This window comes from Rhodococcus sp. 4CII, assembly GCF_014256275.1.
GTDB lineage: Bacteria > Actinomycetota > Actinomycetes > Mycobacteriales > Mycobacteriaceae > Rhodococcus_F > Rhodococcus_F wratislaviensis_A.
In genome coordinates this window covers 4,822,098-4,846,336 of record NZ_JACCFE010000002.1, presented here as the reverse complement: position 1 = coordinate 4,846,336, position 24,239 = coordinate 4,822,098, and the positions used below count along the sequence as shown (strand labels likewise).

The 24,239-nt window shown below is 67.6% G+C and carries 23 protein-coding genes and 1 pseudogene; 13 read left to right on the top strand and 11 right to left on the bottom strand.

From position 1 onward, the window contains the following. Positions 1-91 precede the first annotated feature (91 nt). Entirely contained in the window at positions 92-1,039 is a 948-nt protein-coding gene (locus H0B43_RS23145; RefSeq protein WP_185725813.1) for an AraC family transcriptional regulator, read from the bottom strand. A gap of 239 nt (positions 1,040-1,278) precedes the next feature. Between H0B43_RS23145 and H0B43_RS23140 the strand changes: the two genes are divergently transcribed. The 4 genes from H0B43_RS23140 (at position 1,279) to H0B43_RS23125 (ending at position 5,229) form a co-directional block, all read left to right on the top strand. Next, entirely contained in the window at positions 1,279-1,851 is a 573-nt protein-coding gene (locus tag H0B43_RS23140) for a flavin reductase family protein (protein WP_185725814.1), read from the top strand. A 20-nt stretch (positions 1,852-1,871) separates the two neighbouring features. Beyond that, entirely contained in the window at positions 1,872-3,488 is a 1,617-nt protein-coding gene (locus H0B43_RS23135; protein WP_185725815.1) for a 4-hydroxyphenylacetate 3-hydroxylase family protein, read from the top strand. Between the two features lie 22 nt (positions 3,489-3,510). Beyond that, a complete protein-coding gene (gene catA, locus H0B43_RS23130; protein WP_185725816.1) occupies positions 3,511-4,359 on the top strand; it encodes a catechol 1,2-dioxygenase in 849 nt (282 codons plus the stop codon). Between the two features lie 75 nt (positions 4,360-4,434). Beyond that, on the top strand, positions 4,435-5,229 hold the full coding sequence (locus H0B43_RS23125; protein ID WP_185725817.1) for an alpha/beta fold hydrolase: 795 nt from the start codon (positions 4,435-4,437) through the stop codon (positions 5,227-5,229). 4 nt (positions 5,230-5,233) lie between these two features. Here H0B43_RS23125 and H0B43_RS23120 read toward each other — a convergent pair whose 3' ends face one another. The 6 genes from H0B43_RS23120 to H0B43_RS23095 all read right to left on the bottom strand — a co-directional run bounded on the left by H0B43_RS23120 (position 5,234) and on the right by H0B43_RS23095 (position 11,690). Further along, positions 5,234-6,469 carry an acetyl-CoA C-acetyltransferase gene (locus H0B43_RS23120; RefSeq protein WP_185725818.1) on the bottom strand — a complete coding sequence of 412 codons (1,236 nt, stop codon included), beginning with the start codon at positions 6,467-6,469 and terminating at the stop codon, positions 5,234-5,236. Then, the gene (locus tag H0B43_RS23115; RefSeq protein WP_185725819.1) at positions 6,462-8,168 is read right to left on the bottom strand and encodes an AMP-binding protein; all 1,707 of its coding nucleotides are present in this window, start codon (positions 8,166-8,168) and stop codon (positions 6,462-6,464) included. Before H0B43_RS23115 ends, H0B43_RS23120 begins: the two co-directional genes overlap by 8 nt. Beyond that, the gene (locus H0B43_RS23110; RefSeq protein WP_185725820.1) at positions 8,165-9,013 is read right to left on the bottom strand and encodes an alpha/beta fold hydrolase; all 849 of its coding nucleotides are present in this window, start codon (positions 9,011-9,013) and stop codon (positions 8,165-8,167) included. Before H0B43_RS23110 ends, H0B43_RS23115 begins: the two co-directional genes overlap by 4 nt. Then, positions 9,010-9,759, bottom strand: a complete 750-nt coding sequence (locus H0B43_RS23105) for a hypothetical protein (protein WP_185725821.1) — start codon at positions 9,757-9,759, stop codon at positions 9,010-9,012. Before H0B43_RS23105 ends, H0B43_RS23110 begins: the two co-directional genes overlap by 4 nt. Continuing rightward, positions 9,756-10,949 carry an acyl-CoA dehydrogenase family protein gene (locus tag H0B43_RS23100; RefSeq protein WP_185725822.1) on the bottom strand — a complete coding sequence of 398 codons (1,194 nt, stop codon included), beginning with the start codon at positions 10,947-10,949 and terminating at the stop codon, positions 9,756-9,758. Before H0B43_RS23100 ends, H0B43_RS23105 begins: the two co-directional genes overlap by 4 nt. Positions 10,950-11,084: 135 nt before the next feature. Continuing rightward, positions 11,085-11,690, bottom strand: coding sequence for a TetR/AcrR family transcriptional regulator (locus H0B43_RS23095; RefSeq protein ID WP_185725823.1), 606 nt, complete (start codon positions 11,688-11,690; stop codon positions 11,085-11,087). A gap of 192 nt (positions 11,691-11,882) precedes the next feature. Between H0B43_RS23095 and H0B43_RS23090 the strand changes: the two genes are divergently transcribed. The 5 genes from H0B43_RS23090 (at position 11,883) to H0B43_RS23070 (ending at position 15,485) form a co-directional block, all read left to right on the top strand. Next, positions 11,883-12,362, top strand: a complete 480-nt coding sequence (locus tag H0B43_RS23090) for a nuclear transport factor 2 family protein (RefSeq protein WP_185725824.1) — start codon at positions 11,883-11,885, stop codon at positions 12,360-12,362. Then, on the top strand, positions 12,359-12,712 hold the full coding sequence (locus tag H0B43_RS23085; protein WP_185725825.1) for a DUF485 domain-containing protein: 354 nt from the start codon (positions 12,359-12,361) through the stop codon (positions 12,710-12,712). The genes H0B43_RS23090 and H0B43_RS23085 overlap by 4 nt, the downstream gene beginning before the upstream one ends. Beyond that, positions 12,709-14,313 (top strand): cation acetate symporter, encoded by a 1,605-nt coding sequence (locus tag H0B43_RS23080; protein ID WP_185725826.1) that lies wholly within the window; start codon positions 12,709-12,711, stop codon positions 14,311-14,313. The genes H0B43_RS23085 and H0B43_RS23080 overlap by 4 nt, the downstream gene beginning before the upstream one ends. A gap of 98 nt (positions 14,314-14,411) precedes the next feature. Continuing rightward, entirely contained in the window at positions 14,412-14,735 is a 324-nt protein-coding gene (locus H0B43_RS23075) for a putative quinol monooxygenase (protein ID WP_185729827.1), read from the top strand. Positions 14,736-14,786: 51 nt separating this feature from the next. Then, entirely contained in the window at positions 14,787-15,485 is a 699-nt protein-coding gene (locus H0B43_RS23070) for an HAD family hydrolase (protein ID WP_185725827.1), read from the top strand. A 32-nt stretch (positions 15,486-15,517) separates the two neighbouring features. Here the strand turns inward: H0B43_RS23070 and H0B43_RS23065 are convergent, their stop codons facing one another. Then, positions 15,518-16,594 (bottom strand): diacylglycerol kinase, encoded by a 1,077-nt coding sequence (locus tag H0B43_RS23065; RefSeq protein WP_185725828.1) that lies wholly within the window; start codon positions 16,592-16,594, stop codon positions 15,518-15,520. Positions 16,595-17,046: 452 nt separating this feature from the next. Between H0B43_RS23065 and H0B43_RS23060 the strand changes: the two genes are divergently transcribed. From H0B43_RS23060 to H0B43_RS23045, 4 genes are read left to right on the top strand one after another with little or no spacing between them, the layout of a single operon-like run. After that, positions 17,047-18,279, top strand: a complete 1,233-nt coding sequence (locus H0B43_RS23060) for an alkane 1-monooxygenase (RefSeq protein WP_185725829.1) — start codon at positions 17,047-17,049, stop codon at positions 18,277-18,279. After that, positions 18,279-18,446: a rubredoxin gene (locus H0B43_RS23055; protein ID WP_185725830.1), complete on the top strand. Its 168-nt coding sequence runs from the start codon at positions 18,279-18,281 to the stop codon at positions 18,444-18,446. The genes H0B43_RS23060 and H0B43_RS23055 overlap by 1 nt, the downstream gene beginning before the upstream one ends. 1 nt (position 18,447) lies before the next feature. Beyond that, positions 18,448-18,633, top strand: coding sequence for a rubredoxin (locus H0B43_RS23050; protein ID WP_185725831.1), 186 nt, complete (start codon positions 18,448-18,450; stop codon positions 18,631-18,633). After that, positions 18,630-19,901: an FAD-dependent oxidoreductase gene (locus tag H0B43_RS23045; protein ID WP_185725832.1), complete on the top strand. Its 1,272-nt coding sequence runs from the start codon at positions 18,630-18,632 to the stop codon at positions 19,899-19,901. The genes H0B43_RS23050 and H0B43_RS23045 overlap by 4 nt, the downstream gene beginning before the upstream one ends. A 29-nt stretch (positions 19,902-19,930) precedes the next feature. On the opposite strand, the gene H0B43_RS23040 is transcribed toward H0B43_RS23045, so the two are convergent. From H0B43_RS23040 to H0B43_RS23030, 3 genes and pseudogenes are all read right to left on the bottom strand, one after another. Beyond that, complete coding sequence (locus H0B43_RS23040) at positions 19,931-21,109, bottom strand: 4-hydroxybenzoate 3-monooxygenase (RefSeq protein WP_185725833.1); 1,179 nt, start codon at positions 21,107-21,109, stop codon at positions 19,931-19,933. A gap of 91 nt (positions 21,110-21,200) precedes the next feature. Next, positions 21,201-21,917, bottom strand: coding sequence for an IclR family transcriptional regulator (locus H0B43_RS23035; protein WP_252190045.1), 717 nt, complete (start codon positions 21,915-21,917; stop codon positions 21,201-21,203). Positions 21,918-21,954: 37 nt separating this feature from the next. Continuing rightward, positions 21,955-24,020 (bottom strand): annotated as a pseudogene (locus H0B43_RS23030) (acyltransferase family protein). Positions 24,021-24,239 lie beyond the last annotated feature (219 nt).

Here is a 24,239-nt window from a genome sequence, read left to right as displayed (position 1 = left end):
TTGGGCAGCGGAAGACCGAGACCTACGAGTGACGTAGCTATCGCACGAGGTCTGCTGTGCGCGCTCTTGCCGAGACTCTCCGTCCGACTGATCAGAGCCCGCGGTCGCGCAGTGATTCGGAGGGGGTCACGCCGTACTTGCGGCGGTAGGCGGCGGCGAATCTGCCGGTGTGCATGATTCCCCAGCGGGTTGCCACCTCGGAAATGGTTGTACAGGAACCGCTTCCGATCAGGTCTGCGTGAACGCGCTCGAGACGGACGTCGACGAGGAATTCCGTCGGCGTCATGCCCACGTATTCGCGGAAGCCCTGCTGCATGCGGCGGACGCTGACGCCGACGAGTTCGGCCATCTCGCCGGCGGTCCAGGGACGTGCAGGGTCCTCGTGGATGGCGTCGATGACGCGCTTGACGATGCGCGGGCGGATACCCGGAGTGCCCGTGTCGTCCTCCGGCATCGCGGTGAGCACGAGCGCGGTGGTCAGGGCGCCGCACAGTTGCTGCGACACCTGGCCACTGCGCAGGAGACTGCTGTCGTGCAACGCCTGGTCGGCGATGGAACGCACGAACCGGAGCCACTCGGCCCCGGAGCCGGACCGCAGGTCGAGTTGCCGCGGCAGCACCTGCCCCGGCCGGGCGAGGACACGGTCCATTTCCCGCTGCAGGTAGTCCCGGTCCACCTTGAAACCGATGATCTCGCACGTGCTACTCCAGTTCGTGATCACGGTCCGGGTGTCGGGCGGGCAGATGGTCGCCAGCCCCGGCGTCGAGGTCACCTCCGTGCCGCCGGTAACGGACACGATGCGGCCGGCCAGAGGGATGTTGATGCCGTACGCACCGGGGTGGTCGGACTCGATCGACACGGGCGCCCCGAAACCGATCCGGGCGAGCCTGGACGCCCCCACCTGGGACGACTCCAGCGACGACCGCGCCGCCGTGTCCCGGGACAGCGGACGCAGCTCGTGGGGGAAGTAGGCGTCCGCGACCACCTCGTGAACCTCGTCCCAGTCGGTGAACCCGGGACCTTCCAGCTGTCCTCGCATGCGTCGTCCCAGACCTCTCACCTCGCGCAACGACCGCGCATGGGCAACTCCCGACCCTAGCATCGCCTGTGACTCGCGTCACTGCAAGCACCCGCGACCGCCGTCCGGGAAACCCGTTTCGCGTTCCGGATCGCGGTTTCGCAATGCGGATCGACGGACTGTGATGCCCGTCATACGTTGTGCAGGTCCCCATCGCAGGGGGTTATCGCACGAATCGTGCAGAAAGGCGGTCAGGAGAAATGGACCAGCGCACTCTGCGTAACATTTTCGGCCAGTTCGCCAGCGGCGTCACCGTCATCACGTGCGCTAATGCCGACGGCGAGCCGCACGGGGCGACAGTCACCGCGTTCACGGCCATCTCGATCGAGCCTCGGCTGTGCCAGGTGACGTTGACCCGCAAGTCGAAAGCGTGCAGCTACCTGGACGGCGCGCCGTTCGCGGTAAACATTCTGGCCGCCGATCAGCTCGACACCGCCATGCACTTCGCCGGCAAACCGCAGCGGACGGAACCCGCGTGGGACTCCGCGGGGATAGCCCCCGCACTGTCCGGCAACGCGGCCACACTGACGTGCTCGCCGTGGGCGTCCTACGACGGTGGCGACCACGTCATCTTCATCGGCGAGATCGTCGATGCGTCCGTGGACCCGACGAAGGACCCACTGCTGTTCTACCGCAGCACCTTCCACGATCTGGGTGCCGCCTCGGGCAGCACGGCGTGGAATGGCTGTCTCGACGACCCCCACAGCGGATGGTTCGACGCCGCCGCGTCGTTTACTCCGCTCCACCTGCAGCTCGCCCAGGCTGCCTCGTAATTCTCATCGAAGGGAACATCATGACCACCACCGAAGCTGCCCCCGAGACCGTTGTCGACCGCACGAAGGTCAACACCGCCGCAGACTGTGAGGCCAACCGCACCGACAACTTCGCCACCCGCCCGATGACCGGCGACGAGTACATCGAGTCGCTGCGAGACGACCGCGAGATCTGGCTCCACGGCGAACGCGTGAAGGACGTCACCACCCACCCGGCGTTCCGCAATCCGGTGCGGATGACGGCCCGGCTCTACGACGCGATGCACACCGGTGAGCACGTCGACACCCTGACGACGCCCACCGACACCGGCAACGGCGGCGTGACGATGCCGTTCTTCCGGGCGTCCACGTCCTCGGAGGACCTGCTGAAGGACCGCGACGCGATCGCCACCTGGGCGCGCATGACCTACGGCTGGATGGGCCGCTCCCCCGACTACAAGGCCTCGTTCCTCGGCACCCTCCATGCGAACAAGGAGCTGTACTCGCCGTTCCAGGCCAACGCGGAGCGCTGGTACAAGGAGTCGCAGGAGAAGGTCCTGTACTGGAATCACGCGATCATCAACCCGCCGGTCGACCGCCAGCTGCCGCCCGACGAGGTCGGCGACGTGTTCATGAAGGTGGAGAAGGAAACCGACGCCGGACTGATCGTTAGTGGCGCCAAGGTCGTCGCGACCGGTTCGGCGATCACCAACTACAACTTCGTCGCCCACTACGGCCTGCCGATCAAGAAGAAGCAATTCGCCCTCATCTGCACGGTGCCGATGGACGCACCGGGGGTGAAGCTGATCTGCCGCACGTCCTACACCCAGCAGGCCGCGGTCATGGGCAGCCCGTTCGACTACCCGCTGTCCTCGCGGATGGACGAGAACGACACGATCTTCGTCTTCGACAAGGTGCTGGTGCCGTGGGAGAACGTCTTCATGTACGGCGACGTGGACAAGATCAACGCGTTCTTCCCGCAGTCCGGGTTCCTGCCTCGGTTCACCCTGCAGGGCTGCACCCGACTGGCCGTGAAGCTCGACTTCATCGCCGGCCTGCTGATGAAGGCCCTCGACGCGACCGGCGCAGGCGGTTTCCGCGGCGTGCAGACGCGGGTCGGTGAGGTCATCGGCTGGCGAAACCTGTTCTGGTCGTTGACGGAATCGATGGTCCGCGACCCCGAGCCGTGGGTGGGCGACACCGTCATCCCCAAGCTCGAATACGGTCTCACGTACCGGATGTTCATGCAGCAGGGGTACCCGCGGATCAAGGAGATCATCGAGCAGGACGTCGCGTCCGGCCTGATCTACCTGCCGTCGTCGTCCGCCGACTTCAAGAGCCCCGACGTGCGCCCGTACCTCGACAAGTACGTCCGCGGCTCCGAAGGCATGCCCGCGGTCGAGCGGGTCAAGATCATGAAGGCGCTGTGGGATTCGGTGGGCAGCGAGTTCGGTGGCCGCCACGAACTGTATGAGCGCAATTACGCCGGCAACCACGAGGGTGTGAAGGCGGAACTGCTGATGTTCGCCGAAAATCGGGGAACGGTCAGCTCGATGAAGGGACTGGCCGAGCAGTGCCTGTCCGAGTACGACCTCGACGGCTGGACGGTGCCCGACCTGATCGGCAACGACGACGTCTCCTACTTCGGCCGCAGCTAGTTTTCACAGACCAGGAGAAACCATGACCACCATCGAAAGTCCCACCGCGGTCGGCTCCGGTAACGCAGCGACCGACAAGTTCAAGGGCGCCCGATTCATGGCCGACACGTCCCCGGAACGCCTGTCCGCCATCGCCACCGAGGCTCTCGCCGGGTTGAGCGCGCTGATCCAGAAGCATGCCGTCACCTATCCGGAGTATCGCGTCCTCAAGCAGTGGCTCATCGACGTGGGCGAGGGCGGCGAGTGGCCGCTGCTGCTCGACGTCTTCGTCGAGCACGAGGTGGAAGAGGTGAACTCCCGGAACTTCCGGGGCACCAAGGGCAGCATCGAAGGACCGTATTACGTGCCCGGGGCGCCGGAACTACCCGCGCAGTGCACCCTCCCCATGCGGGACGAGGACCGCGTCCACACCCCGCTCGTCCTCCGCGGGCAGGTGACCGATCTGGACGGCGGCGGACTCGGAGGCGCGCTGATCGAACTCTGGCACGCCGACGACGAGGGCTACTACTCGCAGTTCGCGCCGCACCTGCCCGAGTGGAACCTCCGCGGCGCTGTCGTCACCGACGCCGACGGCCGCTACGACATCACGACCATTCAGCCTGCGCCGTACCAGATTCCGACCGACGGCCCGACGGGTCAGTTCATCGAGGCCGCGGGCTGGCATCCGTGGCGTCCTGCGCACCTGCATCTGCGGGTGACTTCGCCGGGCAAGCAGCCGATCATCACCCAGCTGTACTTCGCGGGTGGCGACTGGATCGACGACGACGTCGCCACCGCGACGAAACCCGAACTGCTCCTCGATCCGCAGCTCGACGACGCCGGGCGTAAGGTCGTTACCTACGACTTCGCGCTCGATCCCGCCGTGGACTGAGACACCGACCATTTGCCCTGGGCGACGCGAGATATCGCGTCGCCCAGGGTTTCAGACGTTTGTGGAGGAAGTATCATGCCGAGCAACTCGCAGGCGCGGACGACCGAGTTCGTGCACACCGCGACCGCGGTGATCGAGGTCGTCGTCGAGGGCGACGGGCCGACGGTGATCCTGTTGCCGTCCCTCGGCCGCGAGTCGTACGACTACGACGAGGTCGCGGACGGGCTGGCGCAGAACGGGTTCCGGGTCGCCCGGCCGCAGCCGCGGGGCATCGGCCGCAGCGCAGGACCGCTGGAGAACATCACGTTGCACGATCTGGCCGCCGACGTCGGAGCGGTGATCGAGGCGCTGCACAACGGCGCGGCGGTGGTGGTCGGTCACGCCTTCGGGCACTACGTCGCGCGCATGCTGGGCGCCGATCGGCCCGACCTGGTACGCGGGGTCGTGGTGGCCGCCGCCGGGGCCCGTAACTATCCTGCGGCGCTCACCGAGCTGGCGGTGAAGTGCTCGGATTCCTCGCTGCCCGACGCGGAGCGGATCGGCTACCTGCAGACCGGCTTCTTCGCCCCCGGCAACGATCCGGCGGAGTGGCTCATTGGCTGGTATCCGGAAGTGTCACGTCGGCAGCTCGCCGCGTCCGCCGCCACCCCGAAGGACGAGTGGTGGGCGGTCGCGCATCAGCCGATCCTCGACCTGCAGTCCGCCCTCGACCCGTTCCGTCCTCGCGAGACGGCGAACGAATTGCGGGACCGGTTCGGCGAACTGGTCACCGTGTCCGTCGTCCCGAACGCGAGCCACGCGCTCATGCCGGAAGCGCCCGCACACGTAGTGCGGGCGCTCACCGACTGGATTCGGGATCTCGACAGCTGAGGGGTCAGACCCTCTCGAAGATCGCCGTCAGCCCCTGGCCGCCGCCGATGCACATCGTCTCGAGGCCGTACCGCGCGTCGCGACGCTCCATCTCCCGCAGCAGTGTCGTGAGGATCCGGACGCCCGTCGCCCCGACCGGATGCCCGAGCGAGATCCCCGAACCGTTGACGTTGGTGCGCTCGAAATCCTGTGCGCCGAAGTTCCATTCGCGCGTGACCGCGAGCGCCTGCGCCGCGAAGGCCTCGTTCAGTTCGATCAGGTCGATGTCCGAGAGCGTGAGCCCGGCACGCTTCAGGGCCCGCTCGGTGGACGGGACCGGCCCGATGCCCATTTCGGACGGCTCCACACCCGCGACCGCCCAGGTCACCAGGCGGGCGAGCGGACGGAGACCGAGACGTTCCGCCTCCGCCCGGGTGGTGACGAGACAGGCCGCCGCACCGTCGTTCTGTCCGCTGGCGTTGCCGGCGGTGACGGTTGCGTCGGGGTCGGTGCGGCCCATGATGGGCCGCAGGCGTGCCAGCGACTCGACCGTCGTGTCGGCGCGGGGATGCTCGTCCCGGTCCACCACCTGCGGATCGCCCTTACGGACGGGCACTTCCACCGGAACGATCTCCTCGGCGAACTTCCCCGAGTCGATCGCGGCCACCGCCCGCTGATGGGAGCTGGCCGCGAGTTCGTCCTGTTCCTGGCGACTGATGCGGTACTTGCGGCGCAGGTTCTCCGCCGTCTCCAGCATGCCGCCGGGCACCGGATAGTGGCGTCCGCCGGCGGTGACGCGGCCGCGGGCGAGCCGGTCGTGCATCGCCGCCGGGGCACCCTTGGCTCCCCATCGCATCGCCTCGGTGTAGTACTCGGCGCGGCTCATCGATTCCACGCCGCCGGCGATCACCAGTTCCGCGACTCCCGTCTGCACGCGCATCGCCGCGTCGAGCACGGCCTGCAGTCCCGATCCGCAGCGACGGTCGAGTTGCTGGCCGGGAACCGTCACCGGCAGGCCCGCGTCGAGGGCCACGACCCGGCCGATGGCGGGCGCCTCGCCGTTCGGGTAGCACTGGCCGAAGATCACGTCGTCGATGCTGCCCGGGTCCACCTGGGTGCGAGCGAGCAGTTCGGACACGACGCGGGCGCCGAGGTCGGCGGCGGGAACGTCCGTGAACTGGCCGCCGTATCGGCCGACGGGGGTGCGCAGGGGCTCACAGACGACGACATCGGTCGCCTGGGCGTTCGAATTTTCAGGCACTGCGGAAATCCCTTTCGTGATCGGTCCACTGCTGCGCCCATTCGCGCAGCTCGACCGCTCGGATCTTGGCTCCGTTACCGCCCACGGTGGTCGGCATCTCCTCGATCATGTGCACGGCGGCGGGAACCTTGAACGCCGCCAACGACTCTGCGCACCAGGCCTTGAGCTCGGCGGCGTCGGCGTCGGTTCCCTCCGTCGGGACGACGAACGCGACGGCCTCGGTGTATCCGCCGCGGCCGGTGATGCCGACGACCTTCGTGAGGTGGACGGCGTCGTGCTCGGCCAGCCGGTGCTCGATCTCGGCGGGATCCACCAGGAATCCGCGCAACCGGAGCACATCGCCCATCCGGCATACATACGTATAGCCGCCGTCGCCGGTCGCGACCGCGAGGTCGCCGCTGCGGAACCACCCGTCCGACGTGAACGCGCGCGCGGCCGCATCGGGGTTGCCGAGGTACGCGTCGACGACGTTCGGTCCGCGGACCTGCAGCTCACCCTGTTCGCCGTCGGGGAGAACGGAGTCGTCGAGCGGGTCGGCGATCCGGATCTCGATTGCGGGTTCCACCGGGCGCCCGCCCCCGTTCCAGCGCACCGATTCCGGGTCGGTGACGTCCCACAGCAGCATCAGGGCGAACACCTCGGACGACCCGAAGACACCGGTGGTCACGGCGTCGAATTCGTCGCGAACCCACGCCGCCACCTCGTGCGACCGACCGAGGAAGTCGGCGATCCCGAGCCGCTTCAACGACGACAGGTCGGCGCGTTCACCGCCCCGCCACGTGTCGTGGAGGCGAGCGAAGAGGTCGTCGCCGCCCACCACGTGCGTCACCTTCAGCGACTGCATGCGCCGCAGCGTCGTCGCGGCGTCGAAGACGGGTTCCATCAGCAGGGCGCCGCCGCCGGCGAGAGTCGCCAGGGCGGTGCTGAATCCGAACACCCCCGACACCGGCAGCACGCAGAGGGTGACGTCGCCGGGTTCGACATCGAGGACGGCGGCGTCGGCCCGCGCATGCCCGACCACCGCCGATTCGCGGTGAGCCGCCAGTTTCGGGACTCCCGTGGAACCGGATGTGGTGAAGGCGACCGCGAGCGGGTCGTCGGGGGCAGCCCGTTCGCCCGCAGCGGTGGTGGTTGCCATGTCGGGCGTTTCCGGCGCCCGGACCCCGCCGGTGTCCGCGCTGCCCGCCGCCCAGGCGCCACCGCCGAGGTCGAACCGCGCCGGGTCGATCGCCTCGCCGGCGGTGCCCGGCCCGTGTACGACGGCGACCGTCGGGGCCGGGAGATCGACGGAGCGCTGTGCCTCGTCCAGCCGTCCGAACAGGTCGAGGCCGTGGAACCGGTCTGCCACGGCCACGACCGCCGGTCGCGCCGACGTGAGGATGTGCGCGATCTCGTGCGTGTTGTAGCGGGTGTTGACGCCGATGACGTGTGCGCCCACGGCCGACGAGGCGAGTTGCCAGACGATGGCGTCCGACCAGTTCGGCAGCAACACGGCCACACACTGGCCGCGTCGGACACCGACTCGGTGCAGTTCCGACTTCACGGCATCGACCCGGGCGCGCAGATCGGCGCGGCTACCGACGATCGGGTGTCCGTCGACCACGTCCACGGTGACGGCGGCATCCGGGTCGGCCGTCACCAGTTCGTCGAGCAGCGAGGCGAGGGTGCCACGGCGCGTGGCCGTGTCGTGGGCGGTCACGAGAGTACCGCCGCCGCGCGCAGTTCGGTCAACCAGCCGTCCGCCACCGAGGCGAAATCGTCGATCTCCTCCATGGGGTAATGGCCGATGTCCTCGAGCAGGGTGAACGTCGCAAGTCCCGGGCGGGCGGCGTCGATTTGCGACGCGGCCTGCGCGACGAGTCCGGCCTGGATCCACGGGTCCTGCGCTCCGGCGACGATCCGGATGGGGCAGGTGATCTCGGCGAGACGCTCACGCACGTCGTGGGTTCCCCAAGCGATGAGGTCCGAGGACGAGATCTCCGGGTCCTCACGCTTGTGCATCGTGGCGATCAGGCGGGCCTTCACCTCGGGCACGGACTGTCCGATGGAGGCCAGTGTGCCGAGGTACGTGCGGTCCGAACGGCTGGGTCCCGCAACGTCTTCGAGTTCGCGACGCAGTCCGCCGACGTTGACGCGACCGGGTCCGGCCTCGGCTTCCATCGCGATCGCCCCCGCCAGCGGTCGGGACGGCCTGGTGGCCAGTTCGAGGGTCAGCTTGCCCCCGATCGAACATCCCATGACGAACGGGCGTGCGACGTCGAGCGCGTCGAGGACCTTCCCGAGCCAGTCGCCGAACGTGACGATACTGGTGACGGGGCCGTCGACCGCGGGCTCGGAACGCCCGTGCCCCGGAAGGTCGGGGACGATCACCCGGTAGCCCCGCCGGGCCAGGTCGGACGCGACGTGCCGCCACTGGACTCCGCTCTGCCCCGCGGTGTGCAGGCACAGAACGGTGGGCGTCTCGGCGGTCGAGTAGTTCTCGGGGGTGACGATCTCGACGAAGCCGAGCGCCCCGTCGATCTCCAGGTACCGGGCCTCGATCATGACCGAGCCTCCATTCCGCGGGCATGGGCGATGATGATGTCGAGCGGCTTGGTGAGTCGCAGGTACTCGTACCCGTCACCGCTGGAGGAGAATTCGCCGCGGATGGCGCGGCGCATGAAGTCGTTGTGCTCGGCGAACATCAGGTCGACCCACGTCTCGGCGGGCGCGACGAGCGTGAACGTGGCCCCGCCCGGGACGCGGCGCACGACGTCGATGATCCGGCCGCGGTAGATCCGCAGGTGCAGTTCACGGGCCCGGCCCGACGCGTCGGTGCAGCGCAGGCCGACTGTGCCGTCCCACGTCGACAACGACGACGCGAAGGCGGGGTCGGCGGACAGGGACTCACGGAGAAGCTCGCCCCAGGCGGGAGTGCAGAAGTCGACCGCGGGATCGTATCGGACGTCGGATGATTCGGGCAGAAGCCACGTCTCGATTCCCTGCTCGCGGACAGATCCACCGTCGTCGACCAACCGCACGTGCCGATCGACGACGTTCCCGTTCCCCGCCTGCTCGACGCGCGTGACGACGGACTCGGTGTGGACGACGTCGTCGCCGGTCACTGACGACTGCGAATTCCATTGCAGCCCGGTGCGGGTGGCTCCGGCCGCCGGAGCGGGTGTGAGCGCCCCCGCCGTGGCGATTCCGGTCAGGGACGTATCCGGCAGGGACAGCGCGAGTTCGGAGACCCGCCTGGTGTCGCTCACTGAGCGATCGCCGACCGCGATGCTGATGGTGGGTGCGCTCATTCGGCTGCCTTCCCCAGCAGTTCGTCGGAGATGATGCGCATCTGGATCTCGCTGGTGCCCTCGAAGATCTTCGTGAGCCGCGCGTCCCGCCAATGCCGCTCCACCTGGAAATCGGTGGTGTACCCGGCGCCACCGTGGATCTGCACCGCCTCACTGGTCACCCGCTCGGCCATCTCCGTCGCAACGAGTTTGCACATCGACGCCTCCAGCGAACACCGCCGACCGGTGTCGATATCGGTGGCCACCGAATACATCAGCTGCCGCGCGGCCTCGATATCGGCGGCCATCTTCGCGATCTTGAACCGCAGATGCTGGAAGTCGGCCAACTCGTGCCCGAACTGACGCCGGGTGTGCAGATACGCGATCGAATCCTCGAGTGCACCGCGGGCCAGACCGATCGCCCGGGCCGCGGTGTGCGCCCGCCCCACCTCGAGCCCGGACACCGCCAGGTAGAACCCCTTGCCCTCCTCGCCGAGCATCGCCGACCCGGGCACCCGGAAACCGTCGAACGACAACTCCCACGTGCTCCAGCCGAAATACCCGATCTTGCGGATCTTCGTGCCGCTGATCCCCGCCGGGAACCCACCGCGCTGCTTGTCGATCAGGAACGCACTGATCCCGCGGTGCGGCTTCGCCGGATCCTTCTGCGGATCGGTCCGCGCGAACAACACCAGGTAATCGGCTTCGTCGGCGTACGTGCACCACATCTTCGTGCCGCTGATCACCCAGTCGTCGCCGTCGCGGGTGGCCCGGCAGGAAATGTTCGCCACATCCGACCCGGCCTCGGCCTCCGACAACGCGTACGCCCCCAGGTACTCGCCCGCCGCGACCTTCGGCAGCAGCGCGGCCTCCTGTTCCGGGGTGAACCCGCCGCCCATCCCGTTGCCCCGGGCGAGCAGACCGGACACGCTCATCCACGCCCGCGACAACTCCTCCGCGACCAGGCAGTACTCGAACACCCCGAGACCGAGACCACCGTGCTCCTCCGGGATCATGATCCCGAAGAAGCCGACCTCGGCCATCGCCTTCTTCAACGTGTCGGGAATGGTGCCCTGCACCGGATCGAGTTCGTTCGCGATCGGCAGCACCTGCTTCATTGCGAAATCGCGAGCCAGGTCACGGATCGCCAATCGGTCCTCGGTGAGATACCGCGGTGAGTCTGTACGCGGCTGCGACGGCCGGTGAGTCATGGACACTCCTCATCCACTCGAACTACGGGGCGCGCGATACGGGAGAACTCGCGGTTCTGCACTCGGATCACATTAACGCTTGTTCACCCAGTAGAGCATGAGCCGGGTCGACCGTCAATGCCGAACGCGCCCGAGTCAGGCGGGACGGTGTCCGACCAGGTTGAGCGCGTAGACCCCATACGAGTCCGCCACCGCCTGCGCGGACAGCGGGCCGTCCGGCCGGTACCAGAGCGCGATGCCGGCACACATGGTCAGCACGGCGGTCACCGCTTGGTGGACGTGCGGGACGTCGAAGTCGCCGCCCGCCACCCCCGCTTCGGCGATGGTGACGAACAGGTGTTCCTGGGCATCGCGCGAGCCGACGACCCGTTTGCGATCGACCTCGTCGAGGTAGCGCAATTCGGTGTTGGCCACGAGGCAGGCGCGCTGGTTACGCGCGGTGTACAGCGAATGCGCGACCACCGCGGCCGTCCACTGCTCCGCGGGTGCGGATCCCGCTTTACGCAGGGCGTTCCGGGTGGCGCTGAACTGCTCGTCGCTGGCGGCCCGGAGGATCTCGACCAGTAGTTCGTCCTTGTTCTCGAAGTGGTTGTACACGTTGGCGGCGCTGCAGCCTGCGCGTTTCGCGATGGTGCGCATGGTCGCGGCGTGGAAGCCGGCGGTGTAGAACTCGTCCAGCGCTGCGTCCAGGATTCGCTGCCGGACGTGGCTAGTCACCGTGCCGCTTGACCGAGTGTTCATCTCTCGGAGAGTAGGTGCAGCGTGCGGTGTGGGCAACAAACCTGCCGGAAGATGCAGCTCAACCGCCCTCGATCGGTGAACGGCGGTACGTGTTGACCGCGGACGTGATGTCCGTTATGGTCCACATCACATGAACGACCGTTAATAAGTCGCTCGCACATTCCGCACATCGCACCGTGGAGGTATGCCGCCTTGAGCACCCTCGAAGAACGTATTCGCCGCCTGGAAGACCTCGAGGCCATCCGATACCTCGACGCGCAGTACTGCCGCCATCTCGACGACGGCAACTGGGACGCCCTGATGGACCTCTTCACCGACGACGGCGAATTCGACGGACTGTCGAACCCGAAGGGCAAGCGCGCGATGCGAGAGTTCTTCGCCGGACTCGCCCCCGGTGGTCTCACCGCGTTCTGGCACTTCATCACCAACCTGGAAATCGATCTCGACGGCGATCGTGCGACCGTCCGCTCGTTTCTATGGCAGCCGTGCGTGTCCGACGGCGCCGCCTCCATCGCCGCGGGTCGCTACACGGACGAAGCCGTCAAGATCGACGGTCGCTGGCTGTATCGCGTCAAGCAGGTGCGCTTCCACTACTTCGGACCACTGACCGAGGGCTGGGACGAGAACCAGTTCGCCCTCGACACGGCACGGCGCGCGGCGGTGAACGCGTGAGCACCGAATCGCCCACCGCCGTGCCCGGCGCGGCGGTCTGGTCACCGATCCTCGCACTGCCGGAGTTCGTCGAACTGCGGCGCCGCCGCCGGGCCGTCACCACCGGTCTCGGCCTGGTCGCGATCGCACTCTTCTCGGCGTTCCTCGTCGGATTCGCCTACTTCCCCGAATTCCTCGGCGACAACACCGCGTTCGGCATTCCGCTGTCGCTGTGGGTGGTGTTCTCCCAGTTCGCCGGCACCTGGGTGCTCGTGTTCGCGTACTTCCGGCTCTCCCGCACCTACATCGAACCCGCCGCCGATGCCGCCGTCCGCGCCATCGCACACCGTGATCAGGAGCATGCGTCATGACCGGCGACACCGATTTCCTCGCCATCGGCATCTGTGCCGCCGTCATCTCCCTCACCTTGTGGGTGACGTTCGCAGCGTCGCGCCGAAGCCGCAGTGCCACCGGATTCTTCGCGGCGGGCCGCTCGATCACCGGGTGGCAGAACGGATTCGCGATCGCCGGTGAGTTCATCTCCGCGGGCAGCTTCCTCGGCACCACCGGCTTGATCTTCTACAAGGGAGTCGACGGCGCCGTCATCCTGTGCACGTCGGTGATCTCCTTCCTCCCCGTCCTGTTCCTCCTCGCGGAGAAGATGCGCAACGTCGGAAAGTTCACTCTCGCCGACGTTCTGGTATTTCGGACCGGCGCACGACGGGTCCGGGTGGTGGTTGCGCTCAGCACCATCGTCACCGGCACGTTCGTGCTGCTCGCCCAACTAGTCGCGGCGGGCGTTCTCCTCGAGTCGGTCTCCGGGATTCCGTTCGGGCTGTCCGTCGTGGTCGCCGGATCGCTCATGGGGATCTACGTCTTCGTCGGCGGAATGCTGGCCACCACGTGGGTTCAGGTGATCAAGTCGTCCATCCTGTCGATCCTGGCGGTCGTGGTGTGCCTCGGCATCCTGGCGAAGTTCGGATTCAGCGTCCCGGGCATGCTCGGGGCGGCAACCTCGAACGCGAAGGCCGGTGACGCCATCCTGTCGCCGGGCCTGATCTTCGGGCAGACCGGTGCGATCAACCTGATCTCGTACTCCCTGGCGTTCGCGCTCGGCACCGCCGGCATGGCGCACATCCTCATCCGCTTCTTCACCGTCCCCGAGGCCGCAACGGCGCGGAAATCGCTCGGCTGGACCGTCGCACTGTGCAGCGTCTTCTACCTGATCGTCATCGTGATGGGCTTCGGCACCGCGGCGCTCCTCGGTCCCGACGGGGCGGATCAGGTCGGTGCGGGCGGCAACCTCGCGGCTCCCACGCTGGTCACGGAACTCGGTGGCGGTGTCGGCACCATCGGCGGATCGATCGCGCTGGCCATGGTGGCAGCCGTCGCGTTCGCGAGCATCGTCGCCGTCGTCGCGGGCGTCGTGATCTCCGCGGCAGGAACGTTCGCCCACGACGTGTGGCCCACCCTCACCCGCAGGAAGACCGCCGACGCCGGCACCGAGACCGCGGACGCCCGCGAGGCCAAGGTCGCCCGATACGCGGCGGTCGCGTTCAGCATCGTCGCGATCGGACTGACGATGGCGATCGGCGACACCACCAACATCACGTATTTCATGGGAATGGCGTTCATGGTCGCCGGCAGCGCGCACCTGCCCAGCCTGCTGCTCTGCCTGAACTGGCGGCGCTTCAACAGCAACGGCGCCGTGTGGGGAATCTCGGTGGGACTCGCATCCACGGTCGTCAGCCTGCTGTTCACCGAAGCGCTCTGGCTGGGTAGTGGACCGGCGCCGTTGACCATCCAGTTGCCGGTGATCATCACGATGCCGCTCGGGTTGGCCGCCGCCGTGATCGGTTCACTCACCGCCGAACGCCGTCAGGGCCGGTCGGCCGATCGGGACGAGAAGTTCGCCGAGATGCTGGTCCGGGCCGAAACCGGAATCGGCGCGGAACTCGCCGAAGCGCACTGACCCTCGGTGATCCAGGGCGCGCTACTCCTCACGCGCCCTGGATCACCGCGCGCGTAGCATTCGTGACGGAATCCGCGAACTCGAGAAGCGAGGCAGCCGTGATCTTCATCGTCGTCAACTTCACCGTGAAACCGGACCACGCGGACGGCTGGCTCGACCTGGTGCGGCCGTTCACCGACGCGACCCGGAACGAACCGGGCAATCTGTGGTTCTACTGGTCGCGCGCGGTCGAAGATCCGAACCTGTACGTCCTCGTCGAAGCGTTCCGCGACGACGACGCCGCCGCCGCCCACGTGCAGAGCGACCATTTCCAGAACGCGATGGCCACCTTGAAACCCGCCCTCGCCCAGACGCCACGGATCATCAACACCACGATCGACGGCACCGAGTGGTCCCTGATGGGTGAACTCGAAGTCGACTGACCCGTCCGGCTTCACCCTGAAGTCTCGTGCAACGCGCGTTAGCCTGGAAACGTGGCTTCCGATCTCTCCGACTTCGACGCAGTGATCTTCGACTTCTCCGGCACACTGTTCCGGCTGGAAGAAGACGACAGCTGGATGTCCGGCCTCACCGACCACGACGGTGAACCGTTCGACCTCCACCAGCAGGCAGAACTGATGCGACGCATGACGGCGCCGGTCGGTCAGACCGTCGAGATGGACGCCGCCGAGCACCATGCCTGGATCAACCGCGACCTCGACCCGCGGTTCCACCGGCAGGCGTACCTCGACGTGCTGCGGAAGTCCGGGGTCGCGCACGAGGACCAGGCGGTCGGGCTGTACGAGCGGCTGATCGACCCGGGATGCTGGAGCGCCTATCCCGACACCGCGGAAGTGCTTGCGTCACTGAAGGACCGAGGAATCAAGGTCGCGGTACTGAGCAACATCGCGTTCGACATCCGGCCGGCGTTCACGGATCTGGGAGTCGAGCATCTCGTCGACGAATTCGTGTTGTCGTTCGAGGTGGGTGCGGTCAAACCGAATCCGAAGATCTTCGAGCACGCCCTCACCGCACTCGGTTCCGAACCCGAGCGGACCCTGATGATCGGCGACAGCGAGGAAGCTGACGGCGCCGCGCGGAAGGTCGGCTGCGCGTTCGCACTCGTCGAACCCGTTCCCCTCGCGGAGCGCCCGGATGGTCTCCGCAGTGCGCTCAGGGCCTTCGGCCTGTGAGTACTTGTCAACCACGGGCGGTTGACAAGTACTCACGACCGGAGCAACCCGCGGCCGGTGACGAGGGGTAGGTCGAGTGCGGTCACGAGCCCGGGTTTCGCCTCGACCACGGCACGGACCGAATTCACCAGGCGCATCGCGGTGACGATCATCCCCGACACGTTGTGGTCGCCGTGCTCGCCGTGGTGGTTGAACTCGACGGTCATCATCGGCTCACCCGTGATGTCGATCCGGTAGCACCCGTCGCCGCGGGTGGGTTTCGGCCAGTCCGGTTGCTGCTCGGGGTGGGTGCGGGTGACGTGCTCGAGGACCACCCGCGGCACCCCGTCGACGGTGCCGATCACCTCGAACCGCACCGCCGCGACCGTCCCCTTCGCGATGTGGCACGACAGGGTGTCCAGATCCGTCTCGGCGGGGACGCGTTCGAACTTCTCGACCAGCGGTTCGTCGAGCGTGACGCCGAGCCCCGCGGCAATCTGACGGACGACGCTCCCCCACGCCAGCGACAGCACACCGGGCTGGAACAGCATCGGCGTCTCCTCGACGGGTTTGCCGAAACCGAAGATCTCACTCATCACCACCGGCTGGTAGTAGGTGGAGTAGTCGGCGATCTCGGAGCAGCGCACCTCGTCGATCCGCTGCGACAGGCTCGTCATGGCCAGCGGCAGAACGTCGTTCGCGAATCCGGGGTCGATGCCGTTCACATGGAGGCTCGCCCCGCCCTGCTCGCCGGCACGGCGAATCCGGTCGACGAGTTCGTCCGGGACGACACCCATCGGGTACTGCAACAGAACCGGACCCGACGACACGACGTTGATGCCGGCATCGAGGAACGAAATCAGATCCTCGATCGCGTCGAAGATGCGGTCGTCCGTCATCGCGGTGTGCACGATGCAGTCAGGCTTCAGGGCGAGGAGTGCCGCCTTGTCGTCGGTCGCCGTCACCCCGAGTTCCCGGCCGAGACCGGCCAGTTCACCGGCATCTTTCCCGACCTTCTCCGGGCTGGACACCCACACGCCGACCAGTTCGAGGTCGTCGCGGGCGTCGATGCCTGCGATGGCATGACGCCCGACCGTACCGGTGGACCATTCGACGACGCGATAGCTCATGCGTTCTCTCCGAGTTCCAGAAGTAGTACCCCTCCCGCGAATGTAACAGGTTCTAGTGCCCGGACCGCCGTGTTCGCGGCGACCGGCGTGCTCGTCGCATTCGCCGGCCACCCGTGGTGGGGGCCGTTCTTCGCCGTCGTGGCGACGGCCGACGTTCGCGGCGCGCTCGGGCACGCCGGAGTAGGCGACTACCAGCGGTACCCGAGCAAGCCGAGTACGAATTCGAGCCAGTCGGGCAGTCCGGGGTCGCGGAACATCGAGGGCCTCCTCCGCACGGTGAAACGGTGTCGCACTGTCTATCGATCGGCACGACCCCGGTGTTAGAACGCTGCCCGCGTCTAGATTTACAAATCAGCCGTTTTGTCTAGACCATGGATCGAAAAGCGTGTACTGTCCAACCCGGAGTGAGCTGGTTCATACCGGCGCAGGGACTGGACGAGGAGGTTCGGATCGTGACGACGTCGAATATCGGCAGGACGACAGAGGAAGCACCACCGGAAGCCTGGCGCGACCGCAAGCGCTACCTGTGGCTGATGGGGTTGATACCCCCGACCGCGCTGTTCCTCGCCGCGGGGCTCGTGTGGGCGTTCCATCAACTCGGCTGTTCGGCGGTTGCTCCGGTCTGGTGGTGGATCGGTGCGCTGTTGCTGTTCATCGTGCTCCCGATCCTCGACAGGTTCTTCGGACCCGACGGCCAGAACCCGCCCGAGGAAGTGATGGAACAGCTCGAGAACGACAGGTACTACCGGTACTGCACCTACGTGTTCATCCCGTTCCAGCTGGCGAGCCTGGTGTTTGCGTGCTACCTCTGGTCGGCGGACAGCCTCTCCTGGCTCGGCATCGACGGCGGCCTCGGACTGGTGTCGAAGATCGGTGTCGCGTTCAGCGTCGCCGTCATGGGCGGCATCGGCATCAACACCGCCCACGAGATGGGTCACAAGAAGACCGACCTCGAACGCTGGCTGGCCAAGATCACTCTCGCCCAGACCTTTTACGGCCACTTCTACATCGAGCACAACCGCGGCCACCACGTCCGAGTCGCGACACCCGAGGACCCGGCGAGTTCACGTTTCGGAGAAAGCTTCTGGGCGTTCCTGCCCCGCAGCGTGTGGGGAAGCCTGAAGTCGTCGTGGGAGCTCGAGAAGACTCGGATGCAGCGACTCGGCAAGAGTACGTGGAGCATTCACAACGACGTGCTCAACGCGTGGTTCATGTCGGTGGTGCTGTTCGGCGCGCTCATCGCGATATTCGGTCCGGTCGTCATCCCGTTCCTGGTCATCCAGGCCGTCTACGGTTTCTCGCTCCTCGAAACGGTCAACTACCTCGAGCACTACGGCCTGATGCGTCAGAAGACCGCCAGTGGCCGCTACGAGCGTTGCGCGCCCGCACACAGCTGGAACTCCGACCACATCGTGACCAACATCTTCCTGTACCACCTGCAGCGCCACAGCGACCATCACGCGAACCCGACGCGGCGGTACCAGACGCTGCGGAGCATGGACGGCGCCCCCAATCTGCCCAGCGGATACGCCAGCATGATCACGCTCGCGTATTTCCCACCGCTGTGGCGCAAGGTGATGGACCACCGGGTGCTCGACCACTACGACGGCGACATCACGCGCGTGAACATCCAACCCGGCAAGCGCGAGAAGGTCCTGGCCGAGTACGACGGCGGAGTTCGGTGATGGCCGCCTACCAGTGCCCGGTCTGCGACTACGTCTACGACGAAGCGTCCGGCGCACCCCGTGAAGGATTCCCAGCCGGCACCCCTTGGGCCGATGTGCCCGAAAACTGGCCGTGCCCTGATTGCGGGGTCCGCGAGAAGATCGATTTCGAAACGAAGGTGGCTTGACATGAGTACCGATTTCAAGCTTTTCCGCTGTGCCCAGTGCGGATTCGAGTACGACGAGGCCGAGGGCTGGCCGGAGGACGGTATCGAGCCGGGCACCAGGTGGGATGATATTCCCGAGGACTGGTCATGCCCCGACTGCGGGGCAGCCAAGGCCGATTTCGATATGGTCGAGGTCAGCCGGGCGTGAGCGCCGTGCCGAATCCGTCCACCGAATTGTCGACGGTAGTCATCGTCGGGTCGGGTATCGCGGGGGCGAGCGCCGCGCAGACGCTCCGCTCGGAAGGTTTCCGCGGGCGCGTCGTCCTGATCGGAGACGAACCCTCACCGCCGTATCGGCGCCCGGCGGTGTCGAAGGACCTCCTGTCGGGTGCCACGGCCGCGGAGAAGGCCGCACTGAAGCCCGGCTCGTTCTGGAACGAGCAAGACATCGAACTAATCACCGGCGCAACGGCCGTCGGACTCGACACCCGGACACGGCGCCTGACGCTCGCGTCCGGGGAGACACTGCACTACAGTGCTCTGCTGCTCGCGACCGGCGGCCGGGCGCGCCGCCTCGACGGCGTCTCCGGTGCGCATGTCTTCACGCTGCGGTCGATGCGCGATGCCGAGTCCCTGCGCGCGTCGATTCGACGCACCGGTTCCCTGCTCGTGATCGGTGGGGGTCTGATCGGATGCGAGGTCGCTGCCACGGCGCGGTCACTCGGCGCCGAAGTGACCGTTCTCGAACGAGACCCGTCGCTTCTCGGTCGCATTGTGCCCCCGGAAGTCTCGGCGAGAATCGCCACGCTGCACCGCGAGAACGGCGTCGACGTCTGCACGGATGTCGCGCTGTCCTCGCTCGAGGTGCGCGACGGCTCCGCGCGCGCCCTTGCGGACGACGGTCGCTGCTGGAGCGCCGGCACCGTCCTCGTCTCGGTGGGCACCGTCCCCGAGGTGACGCTCGCGGCCGCGGCGGGACTGCGCGTCCACAACGGCATCACCGTCGACGGGCAGTTTCGCACCTCCGCCGACGGCGTCTACGCGGCCGGAGACGCGGCCAACATCCCCGGTGTCCGCGGCGGCGACCGATATCGCTCCGAACACTGGAACGGCGCTCAGGCACAGGGAATTGCCGCCGCGCGGTCGATCCTCGGGACACCCCAGCCGTTCACGGACGTCCCGTGGGGATGGTCCACCCAATACGGCCACAACGTGCAGTTCGCCGGCGCGACCCGTTTCGACGACGACTACGTGGTCCGCGGTTCGATCGCGGATCGCGATTTCACGGCGATCGCGGTGCGCAAGGACGTCCCGGTCGGGGTCATCGCCGTGGGCCGACCGAAGGATCTCCGGACCGTGCGCACCCTGATCGCCCGGGGCCGCAAGGTCGACCGCGCCGCGTTGGCGGACGAGTCGGTCGCTCTCACGGACGTGCCCGCCGGCGAGCGGGAAGGCTTGAAAACGCCCGCCCGCTAGCATCGACGTCATGTCCGCACACGACCGCGTCAGCGCAAAGGGGTGCCGACATAGTTCTCGGCGATGAGGGTGCGGCCGGCGACGGAGCGGGTGACCATGTCGAGCTCGGCGACCTGCCGCTTGTGGCCGAATCCGGTGTCGTCGGGGAGTCGGTGCAGCATCGAGGACATCCACCAGGAGAAGTGCTGGGTCCGCCACACGCGCGGGAGGACGGTGTCGGTGTAGCCCTCGAGCCCGGCCCGGCTGCGGGTGGCGAAGTATTCGCCCATCGCCTCGGACAGGAAGTAGACGTCGGCGATCGCCAGGTTCATGCCCTTCGCGCCGGTGGGCGGCACGGTGTGGGCGGCGTCGCCGGCGAGGAAGAGGTTGCCGTGCTGCATGGGCTCGCACACGAAGCTGCGGAACTGGAGGATCGACTTCTGGAAGATCTTGCCGTCCTTGATCTCCGCGCCTTCACCGTCGACGCGGGCGTGCAGTTCCGACCAGATGCGGTCGTCGGACCAGTTGTCGACGGAATCGTCGGGGTCGACCTGCAGGTAGTGCCGCTGGATGTCCGGGGTGCGGGTGCTGATGAGGGCGAAGCCGCGGGGGTGGTTGGCGTAGATCAGTTCCTCCGACGAGGGCGGGGCCTCGGCGAGGATCCCGAACCAGGCGAACGGGTACTGGCGGAAGTGGTCGGTGCGCACGGTGGTCTCGGGGATGAGTCCGCGGGTGGAGGTCCGCGACCCGTCGCAGCCGGCGACGAGCGCGCAGGTGAGCGTCTGCTCGTTGCCGTCGGCGTCGACGTACGTGATCTTCGGGGTGTCGGACGTGTGACCGAGGATCTGCACGTCGGAGACGCCGAACCGGATGTCGCCGCCGTCCTCGAGGCGCCTGGCGATGAGGTCTTCGAGGACCTCGTGCTGCGGGTAGACGGTGACGGCGCGGCCGTTCGTCAGTTCGTCGAAGTCGATGCGGTGACCGCGGCCGCCGAATCGCAGTTCGATGCCGTGATGGGTGAGTCCCTCGCGCTTGACGCGGTCGCCGAGTCCGGTGTCGACCATCAGGTCGACGGTGTTCTGCTCCAGCACGCCGGCGCGGATGGTGCCCTCCACCTCCTCGCGGGTGCGGATTTCGAGCACGACGGAATCGATGCCCTTCAGGTGCAGGAGATGGGACAGCATCAGTCCTGCGGGACCCCCGCCGACGATCCCGACCTGTGTGTTCATGAGCAGACTCCTCGCGTAGTTCGTGGCACCAGTCACTGTGCTGCGAAGGAGCGGCCCGCAACACCCCCACTTTCACTGAGTGAAAGACGAGCTAGGCGACGCCCCGGGAAATGCCTCGCGCCGCCGCCACGACCGCGGGGATCAGAGGCGCGGGATCCTTTTCCGCCGGAACCACGACGGACACCGCCGCCACCACCTCACCCGTCGACCGCGACACCGGCGCGGCCACGGCCAGCGTTCCGACATTGAGATGTTCACGGCACGTGACCCACCCGGTCCGGCGGATGTCGTCGAGGGTGCTGCGCAGGCGATGCTCGGTGGTGATGGTGGACGGGGTGAAGCGTTCGAGGCCCGCCGCGAGGACGTCGTCGAGCAGATCCGAACCGCCGAACGCCAACAGCACGAGGCCGCCGCTCGACGCATGCAGCGGCAACCGGCCACCGGCCCTGCCGACGACGGTCACGGCACCGCGCGCCGACAACCGCTCGAGGTAGAGCGCCTCCAGATCCTCCCGGACCACGAGTTGGACATTCTCCCGCGTCGCCTCGTACAGGTCCTCGAGGTACGGCAACGCCACCTGCCGCAGTCCGTGGGCGCGGGGCGCGAGCGCACCCAACTCCCACAGCCGCACCCCGATCTCGTAGTGCCCGTCGTCGACGCGTTCGAGCGCGCCGTTGCCGACGAGTTGACGGCACAGCCGATGGACGGTGGGCAGCGGCAGTCCGGTGCGGCGGCTCAGCTCCGACTGCGACAGTCGCGGCCGCTCCGACGTGAACGACCCCAGCACCAGGAAGGCACGTCCCAGCATGCTGCGGTCGTCTTCGGGCATGCCGCCAGTATCCCGGTCACCACCAGCGGGTGGCCATGCCGATCTGCCGGTCGAGTTCCGGGCCGAGGCTGCGAACGTACGTCGCCGAGAGGTGATGCGAATCGTGGTAGACGAGGATGTTCCCTTGCACCGCACGGCAGATCGCCACATCACACACGGCATCCGTGAGGTCGAGCGGATACACCGACGGCAGGTCGCGGGCCGCCTCGAGGGTGGGATTGTCCGGGGCGAGGAGGTCGTCGCGCGGCAGTCCGCAACTGTCGGCGTCGCCGCCGTCGGCGAGGCAGTCGACGGCCGAATACGGGACGGCCTCGTGGTGCAGCCACGGGGTATCGCGGATGCCGAGGAACGGGAGCCCGAAATCGGCGAGCCGCTCCCACAGGCCCACGTAGTCGTCGGGCGTGACGTCGCCGGCCCCCTCGTCGTTGGGACGCGACGACGTCGAGAACACCCAGTCCGGACGGTGATCCCGCAGCCGGTCCAGGACGTCGCGGGACCAGTCGCCGCAGTCGGGATACGGTTCGCCGGCGAGCAGCGGGACGTCCGCGACGGTGAGGGGGCACCCATCTTGAGGTACGTCTCGACTCGGATGCCACGCTGCTGTCCGATGCGGTCGAGCGCGGGCACCCAGTGCTCGGCATGGGAACTGCCCACGACCGCGATCGTCCGGTCGGCGAACGCGTCGCCGTAGGCGCAGGTGACGACGTCGCGGGTGCTCAGGTCGGAGATGCAGCCGTCGAGCGTCGGCTGCGGCAGGTCGCCCGACGCCTTGAGCAGGGTGGGTCGCATGTCCGCGCGCGGTGCGAACACGCCGTCCGTCAGCGACGCTGCGCCCGGGTAGAGCCACGGGTCGAGGTCGCCGACGCGGGCGGTCGTCTCCGGGTTGCGGACGAGGTACGCGTGCCAGCCGGACGCCGAGCCGACGACGGCGACACCGAGGACCGCGACCAGCGCCGTGAGCGCGCGTCCCGGACGGGCCCCGCCCCGGAACCGCACTTCGATCAGCCGCTGCGTGAGCCACGCCAGCGTCAGCGACACGAGGATCACCGCGAGTCCGCCGAGCGCTCCGACCGCGGGCCGCTCCCGCCACGTGAGGTAGAAGATGAGGATCGGCCAGTGCCACAGGTACAGCGAATAGGCCAGGCCACCGAGCTCGACGAACGGCCGGGACGCCAGCATCGTCACGATCCCCGGCTGATCGGACGGGCCGGTTCCGGCGAGGATCAGCGCCACGGCCCCGCCGACCGGGATCAGGGCCGCCGGCCCGGGGAACACGGCGGCGCCGTCGATCAGGAACCCGCACCCGAGGACCACGGCGAAGCCTGACACCGCAAGGACCACTCGCCACCCGCGGGGCAGGTCGACCCGGTGCACGACGAGCGCGAGCAGTGCACCGGCGAGCAGTTCCCACAGTCGCGCGAACGTGTCGAAATACGCCCACGACTGCCGGTCCTGTGACAGCGCCGCGGCATAGACGAACGACCCGACGAATCCCGCCGCGAGTACGCCGCCGAGCAGGGGTCGCACGAGACCGATCCGGCGGCGGCACGTCCCGGCCACGCCCGCGACGACCACGAGGGCGAGCACATAGAACTGGCCCTGCACGGACATCGACCACAGGTGCTGCAGCGGGCTGACCGACGCGTCGGCGGCAGCGTAGTCGGCTGCCGTCCGAGCCAGTTGCCAGTTCTGCACGTACAGCAGCGACGCGAGGAGCTGGTCCGCGATCCCCGACCACTGCGTGAACGGTCGCTGGATCACGGTTACGACCGCGGTCACGGCCGACACCACCACCAGTGCGGGCAACAGCCGGCGGGCGGTGCGCCGCAGGACGGCGGGGACCGACGGACCCGAGTCCGCACCCAGGCGCCGCACGAGCATGCCGGTGAAGAAGAACCCGGAGAGCACCAGGAAGATGTCGACGCCGCCGGACACTCGCCCGAACCACACGTGATAGGCGACCACCAGCGCGATCGCGATTCCACGCAGCCCGTCGAGGTCGTACCGGTAGCCGCTCGCCGTGGACGGCGGTGCGGCAGCGTGGCGCGGACGGCTCGTAGCCACCTGGGGGTTGGTTCTCACAGTCCGTCCTGGCTCATCGACTCGGTACGCGGTCGATTATCCACACGGGGTTTACCAGTTCTTGACCAACCTGTGGCGACAGTGGGCGGACGCCCGGGGTCGGCGGACCGCCCCCATGTCGAGTAGCCATGTTTGACAGGCAACTATGGCGCACCACACAATAAGTGCGCCTACAGAACTAGGGTTCGCATCGCGAACACCGCTCGAGTCGAGGACATC

Coding starts and splice junctions, on each gene's coding strand:
- H0B43_RS23125 (WP_185725817.1), top strand. CDS start 4,435: ATGCCGAGCAACTCGCAGGCGCGGACGACCGAGTTCGTGCACACCGCG.
- H0B43_RS23055 (WP_185725830.1), top strand. CDS start 18,279: ATGGCCGCCTACCAGTGCCCGGTCTGCGACTACGTCTACGACGAAGCG.
- H0B43_RS23040 (WP_185725833.1), bottom strand. CDS start 21,109: ATGAACACACAGGTCGGGATCGTCGGCGGGGGTCCCGCAGGACTGATG.
- H0B43_RS23095 (WP_185725823.1), bottom strand. CDS start 11,690: ATGAACACTCGGTCAAGCGGCACGGTGACTAGCCACGTCCGGCAGCGA.
- H0B43_RS23100 (WP_185725822.1), bottom strand. CDS start 10,949: ATGACTCACCGGCCGTCGCAGCCGCGTACAGACTCACCGCGGTATCTC.
- H0B43_RS23065 (WP_185725828.1), bottom strand. CDS start 16,594: ATGAGCTATCGCGTCGTCGAATGGTCCACCGGTACGGTCGGGCGTCAT.
- H0B43_RS23135 (WP_185725815.1), top strand. CDS start 1,872: ATGACCACCACCGAAGCTGCCCCCGAGACCGTTGTCGACCGCACGAAG.
- H0B43_RS23080 (WP_185725826.1), top strand. CDS start 12,709: ATGACCGGCGACACCGATTTCCTCGCCATCGGCATCTGTGCCGCCGTC.
- H0B43_RS23140 (WP_185725814.1), top strand. CDS start 1,279: ATGGACCAGCGCACTCTGCGTAACATTTTCGGCCAGTTCGCCAGCGGC.
- H0B43_RS23050 (WP_185725831.1), top strand. CDS start 18,448: ATGAGTACCGATTTCAAGCTTTTCCGCTGTGCCCAGTGCGGATTCGAG.
- H0B43_RS23035 (WP_252190045.1), bottom strand. CDS start 21,917: ATGCTGGGACGTGCCTTCCTGGTGCTGGGGTCGTTCACGTCGGAGCGG.
- H0B43_RS23145 (WP_185725813.1), bottom strand. CDS start 1,039: ATGCGAGGACAGCTGGAAGGTCCCGGGTTCACCGACTGGGACGAGGTT.
- catA (WP_185725816.1), top strand. CDS start 3,511: ATGACCACCATCGAAAGTCCCACCGCGGTCGGCTCCGGTAACGCAGCG.
- H0B43_RS23105 (WP_185725821.1), bottom strand. CDS start 9,759: ATGAGCGCACCCACCATCAGCATCGCGGTCGGCGATCGCTCAGTGAGC.
- H0B43_RS23110 (WP_185725820.1), bottom strand. CDS start 9,013: ATGATCGAGGCCCGGTACCTGGAGATCGACGGGGCGCTCGGCTTCGTC.